Origin of the sequence: Ligilactobacillus murinus DSM 20452 = NBRC 14221 (assembly GCF_001591685.1) — a bacterium.
GTDB classification, from domain to species: domain Bacteria; phylum Bacillota; class Bacilli; order Lactobacillales; family Lactobacillaceae; genus Ligilactobacillus; species Ligilactobacillus murinus.
This window is the reverse complement of record NZ_BCVJ01000002.1, coordinates 81,445-87,930: the sequence shown is the minus strand read 5'-3', so window position 1 is coordinate 87,930 and position 6,486 is coordinate 81,445. Positions and strand designations below refer to the sequence as shown.

Below are 6,486 nucleotides of genomic sequence, written 5' to 3'. Positions count from 1 at the left end.
CAGCCTACAGCCTACAGCCTACAGCCTACAGCCTACAGCCTACAGCCTACAGCCTACAGCCTACAGCCTACAGCCTGATTATCTGCGCCTAGGTTTATTTGTCAAGCATTTTTTGAAGAACTCACTAACTTTATTTAGTAGTGGGTTCTTTTTAGTGTCATCACGAAAGGTGGTGGCATAAGATGCCGAAACAACTTACTGAAGACCAAGTACGAGAATTAGCCAACAAAACATTAGGTTTTAATGATTCAGATGATGTAATAGCAGGTGTTGGACAATTGACCACTTTCAATGAACTTGGAAAAACGTTAAAAATATCAGAGTGGAAAGGTGTCAAAGATAAGCCTGACGGTTGGTATTTACCTAAGATAACATCTCATCCTGCTTTAGTTTTAGAAACTAAAAATAGTAAAATTTCAATTGAAAAATATATTGATGAGTTGTTTAAAAATTGTCATATTATACTCAAAAAATATCCGAATGTGATAGGTATCATATATAACGGATTTGATTTAAAAGTTTTTAAAAATGATTCAAATGGCAATATGGTAGAAATTAATACATCTACTAAACTAGAAAATAAAGACTATTACTTAAAGATATTTTCTTCATCACCGGTTGATAAAAACGAAATTTACAAGCATACTCGCAAAATAAATAATTTACTACACACGGAATTTGGCATTAAAAACTTGTATCATCGTATGATATTTACAGCTTGTGCATTGGTAGCTAAAAGATATGATGCTTGGATAAAAGAAGGAATGAGTTATTCGTTATTACACAATTCAATTCTTAATACTCTTAACAAATCTTTAGAGAAAGATATACAACAAAATGCAAAATTATCCACGCTAACAGAAGTTTATAGTGAAATAAAAATGAACTCCACAGAAAATCAAGAAGCTATCAATCAATTCATAAGTGCGATAGACAAAATATCTGATTCCATCAATTCTGATAATTGGCGTGGCGAAGATGTCATGGGGATATTTTTCAATGAATTTAACAGATACAAGAAGAAGTCAGAAAGTGGCCAAGTTTTTACGCCCGAACATATTACTTCTTTGATGTATAGGTTGATTGATGTTAATAAAGATTCTGTTGTTTTAGATGGTGCGTGTGGAAGCGGTGGATTCTTAACTAAAGCCATGAGTAACATGCTTCAAGAAGCTGGTGGACCAAATTCCCGTGATGCTGAAAGCATTAAGAAAAGTCAGTTGTATGGAATTGAATTTGACAGAGAAATTTTTGCGTTAGCATGTGCTAATATGTTGATTCATAAAGATGGAAAAACAAATATTCTTCTTGGTGATACAAGAACATCAGAAGCTGGTGACTGGATCAAAAAAATCAGTTATCAGTTTGATGAAAAAAACAATATATTCCTTAAAGACAGTAATAATCATTTGATTCCAACTGCACACCCTATAACAAAAGTTTTAATGAATCCTCCATTTGAGAGAAAATATGGTTGTATTGATATAGTATACAACGTCCTAAGTAATTCTCCCAAAGGGATACTAGCTGCATTCATTCTTCCCGACCATAAATTAGAGAAAGAAAAAAAGACCGTCGTTAAAAAGATTTTCAAAGAAAATAAATTATTGAAAATCATAAAGTTGCCAGAAGAAACCTTTGCAGAAGGTGTTTCAACCTCTATTTTTATATTTAAGGCTGGTGAACCTCAAAATGGTGAAGAAATTTTTACTTGCTACATTGATTACGATGGCTTAGAAACTGTAAAAAATCAAGGAAGACAAGATATAAAAGATCGTTGGAGCTCTATTGAAGATAATTGGATTCGCATAATAAAAAGACAAACTGGTGACAATTCAGTCCAATGGGTAACCCCCAATTTGGAAAACATGACAGGTTTGAGTTACCCTATGCCGGAAAAACCATTATTACTATCAGAAGAAGATTTCATCAAAACTCTAATGGATTTTCAAATGTACAAAGAAGAAATTGATTTGAAATCATTCAAAGAAAATATATCCGACGTTATTCTATATTCAGGTGAACTATCTGCTGATGCGAAAAACATACAAATAAAACTTGTAAAGGATAGCGATAAAAATGATTAATATTTCAAGTTGGAAAAAATATAGAATTGAAGATTTGTTCGATATAAGGCCAACCAAACATTATAATGCAAAAAACGCACTTCTATTTGACGAATTAGGAACTAATCCTGTCGTTGGTAATGTTGCCTATAATAATGGTATTGGTGGTTATACTGACAAACCGAATACTGAAAAAGGAAATATAATTACTTTTAGCGATACTACAAACGCTAATACAATATTCTATCGAGAATCTGATTTTGTGGGTTATTCACACGTTCAAGGTATGTACCCAAAATTCAATAGAGTGACTCCTAATATCCTTATGTTTATACTTACGATATTTTATAAAACTGCAATAAACAAAGGGTACGATTATGATTTTAAATTTACTCGTAATTATGCCAAAAATATAGAAATCCCCCTTCCAACGACTCATCAGCAAGAAATTGATTTTGATTTTATGGAAGAATACATTGAAAACATCAAACAAAACGTCAATTATCGTATAAAGTTAATTAAGCATATCAAAGATACTCCTGTTAGGATCGATGTTAATAAATGGAAAAAATTCCATCTCTATGATGACCAACTTTTTGAAATAGACATGGGTAATAAGTTAGATAAGATTAAGATGACGGATAAGAATCCAACAATAGACTTCGTTGGTAGGTCTCATAACAACAATGGCGTTACGGCCAAAGTTGATAAAATATTCGGGATACAGCCATATAAACCGGGTTACTTAACGCTAGCTTTAGGAGGCGAATATCTAGGTTCGTGCTTCGTTCAACAGAATAATTTCTACACGAGTCAAAACTTAGTAGTTCTTAAACCCAAGACAAAAATGACTATGTATCAAAAACAATTCATTGCAACAATGATATTTAAAGAAGGCAGAAGAAAATATAAGGCGTTTGTAGATGAATTAAATAGACATGTTAAATCTGATTTTTCTTTTTATTTACCTGTTATTAACGATACAAGCAATATAGACTGGGAATTTATGGAACAATTCATGAAGAAACAAGCTGTAAAAGCCGAACAAAATTTCAATTTTTTCAACACTAAAAGCTGAGCAAAAAAAGCTGTGACATACTAAAAGATGACTTCAAATTCCAAATAAGGAGCTAGAAGAAATAATAAGCGAGCTTCCTGTACCATAGGCTGATACAAGAAGCTCGCTTTAAATATACCTGTTTTTAAAATTCTTTTTTCTTACGACGATCGATCTCTACAAATCCTAACAAGCTACTCAATCCTAAGATCACCGCACCCACTAAGCTTGCCTTATCTGATTTATCACCAGTTTGTGGCAATGTATTAGCTTGTAATGCTGCCTTTACTTTGCGACTCTTAACGTCATTTGAAACATAACCGACAAGATTGCCACGAGCGTCAAAAACACGATCACCATGTACTGTATAACCCACTGCTGGCTTACCATTGCTATCAAATAGTTTGTCACCAGCTTGGTAGAAGAAGTTATCCTTGGCGTTTTCTTCAGCCAATTTCTTAGCCTTAGCTTCAGCCTCTTCCAAGGCTTTCTTAGCTTCTTCTTGTGCAACGATCTTAGCTAACACAGCTTCATTTTCATTGACTTTGGCAGTCTTTGCATCTAAATCAGCTTTGACCAAGTCATAGGCATTTTGCTTATCTTTGAGATCAGCTTCAGCTTTATTCAATCGATCTTTAGCTTCAGCAAGTTTAGCATTTGCCTTTTCTAGGAACATATCCGCGTTTTCTAACTCAAATAGGCGATCATTTAATTGTTTTGCCTTAGCTTGTGCATCTGCATGTGCAGCCTTCGCATCGTCTAATGCTTGTTGTGCGTCCACTAATTCTTTCTGTGCTTGTGCTAATACTTCTTTCTTACCACTCAACACGTCTTGCGCATCTTTCAATGCTTGTTGTTTCTTAGCAAGTTCTGCTTTAGCTTGTTCTAAGTTAGCTAATTTGGTTGCAACGTCTGCATTTAAAGAATCAACCGCTTGTTGTGCCTTTGCAACTGCAGCTTGATCATCAGCAAGTTTTTCTTCGAGCTTCTTGACTGCTGATTGCGCGATCGACAATCCGTCTGTCAAGGTCACGATATTTTCATTGTTGATATCAAGCTCTTTCTGAGCACTCATAAAGTTATCATGAGCAGCTGTTGCCTCTGATCTAGCAGCCGCTTCTGCCTTAGTTGCTTTTTCAAGTTCGGCTTGCTTAGTTGCTAGCATTTGTTTAGCATTGTTTAGTTCGTTCAAAGCTGCATCGTAATTAGCTTGCTTTGTTTTGAGATCTGCACTCATGTTATCAACGGCTTTTTGAGCACTCTCGGCGATCTTTTCGTCTTGTGCTAAAGTAGCTCTTGCTGTGTTCAAAGCTGTTGTCGCAGCTTTAAGATCATCAGTAGCTTTATTAAGCTTATTTTGCTTGTCTGACAGTTCTTTTTCAAGTTGCGATAAATTACTCTTAGATGCGTTCAAAGCGTTCTGTGCGCTATTATTTTGAGCCTGAGCTGTATCAAGCGTTGCTTGCTTTGTTTGTAGGTCTGTTTGAGCTGTCTTGAGTTGTGCTTGCAAATATTCTGCGTTGTTTGGAATCGTAAATCTTTCAGATTTATCAGCCTTCATAGGTTGATAATTTTCAAAATGTAAAACACCATTCTTATCAATCGAAAAACCAAAATAAATCACGTTTGGATCTCCAAAACTTAACAATCCTAACCCTGTCAACTGTGCAGCGTGCCCCCACTTAGGACCATCATCAAAAATCATATCTAGCATTGAGTTATAAATCCCTTGCTTCACTTCATCTAACGTCGTCTCTGCTAGTGGAACATAAGCACGAGAAATAGACTCTTGCGAAAATGATGTACCACCAATCGATTTTTCTCCAGCTTCAAGTGCCGTTTTATCATGATCCCACTTATCCCAATAATTATCAGCGATCACTTGAGCATATTTTAACGAGTTTTCATTAACAATATTTCTGTTATTTACACCAGCTTGCTTACGAACATCATTTAAAATCCCAGCAATCCACAACGTTAATTCCTTTTGTTGGTCAGCTGTTAGGTTTGTAGGATTTACTGTAACCTTTTTATCAGCTTCACTATGCTTAAACTTATTTAAATCGTATCCTTTTTCAGCATATGGGACAAATACTGAATCATCAGCACCTGATTTCCATGAAGTAGCATATCCATCAGGCAACACAATGGTATTAATACTATTCAACTCATCTGACAGATCCGTTACCGTTTTATGTGCGTTATCGCGTTCTGTTTGTGCGGTATTCAATGCACTTTGTGTCTTGTTAGCTTCTGCTTGCTTATTTGTGACATCAGCCTTTACATTATTTACATCACTTTGAGCCTTATTAACAGCGTTTTCAGCTGTTGTTTTTGTATTACTTGCTTGTTCTGCACTCTTTTCTTTTGTTGCCACATCGATCTTATCGACAGCCACTTTGCCTTTTGCAGCTTTTGCTTGATCGATGATAGCTTGTGCATCTGTGCCATCTAAGATCTTCTTAGCTGAATCCGCTTTACTTTGAGTAGTATTTACGTCACTTTGCGCTGCATCAACATTTGCTTGAGCTTGCTCTTTAGCTTTTGTTGTTGCGTTGTAGGCATCAGTTTTTTCGTTTAATTGTTTTACGGCTTGATCAACCTTATTTTTGCTTTCTGGTACTCTTTGTTTTTCAGAATCGAGGTCTCGTTGTGTATCAGAGACTGCTTTCTTCGCTTCATCAAGATCCTGGTTATCTTTTTCAACTTGCTTCTTAGCGTTTTCAAGATCATCTTTTACCTTTTGTGCATCTGTACCATCTAGGATCTTTTTTGCTGTATCAACGTCATCTTGCGCTGCATTGACGTCTTTTTGTGCATTATCGACGTTTCCTTGAGCACCACTTACATCATTTGTTGCGTTATTAACTTGTTCTTGCTTAGAATTGACATTATCTTGAGCTTCATCGACGTTAGCTTGTTCATTAGACACAACTGTTTGTTGATCTTTCACATCGTCTTTTGCTTTTTCAATGTTTTTTGGTGTAGCTTCTTTTTTAGTCTCTTGTGCGTGTTCCACTTCAGTTTGTGCGTTATGTACAGCTTCAGTCGAATTTGAGACTTCTTGTTTAGCATTATTCAGATCGCTTTGCGCCACATTGACATTATCTTGAGCTTTTGCTTGTTGTTCCTTAGATTCGTTCACGTTAGCTTGTGCTATTTCTTTTGTTGTAGCTTGTTGCGTTTGAACTGTAGCTACATTTTCCCCGTTATCGATCGTATCAGCATTCGCGTTTGTAGTATTCACACCAACTAATGCAGTTCCGGCGAGCGCCGCTGTCGAAAGTAAGATCTCTTTTTTCATGGTCTCAACAACTCCTTAATTTTTGTTTAAGTTCTTATAATTTCTTTACGCTTTAAATT

Annotated in this window: 4 protein-coding genes; 3 read left to right on the top strand and 1 reads right to left on the bottom strand. The window is 35.6% G+C overall.

Annotated features, from left to right (window positions below; all coding sequences use genetic code 11):
* The 3 genes from LMU01S_RS10645 to LMU01S_RS01230 all read left to right on the top strand — a co-directional run.
* Positions 1-181 (top strand): hypothetical protein (locus LMU01S_RS10645; protein ID WP_225354576.1); only part of this gene is annotated, 181 nt, incomplete at its 5' end.
* Position 182: 1 nt separating this feature from the next.
* Complete coding sequence (locus tag LMU01S_RS01235; protein WP_056960464.1) at positions 183-2,087, top strand: HsdM family class I SAM-dependent methyltransferase; 1,905 nt, start codon at positions 183-185, stop codon at positions 2,085-2,087.
* On the top strand, positions 2,080-3,144 hold the full coding sequence (locus tag LMU01S_RS01230) for a restriction endonuclease subunit S (RefSeq protein ID WP_056960462.1): 1,065 nt from the start codon (positions 2,080-2,082) through the stop codon (positions 3,142-3,144). Before LMU01S_RS01235 ends, LMU01S_RS01230 begins: the two co-directional genes overlap by 8 nt.
* A 124-nt stretch (positions 3,145-3,268) precedes the next feature.
* Here the strand turns inward: LMU01S_RS01230 and LMU01S_RS01225 are convergent, their stop codons facing one another.
* Positions 3,269-6,427, bottom strand: coding sequence for an SEC10/PgrA surface exclusion domain-containing protein (locus tag LMU01S_RS01225; RefSeq protein WP_056960460.1), 3,159 nt, complete (start codon positions 6,425-6,427; stop codon positions 3,269-3,271).
* Positions 6,428-6,486: the final 59 nt, after the last annotated feature.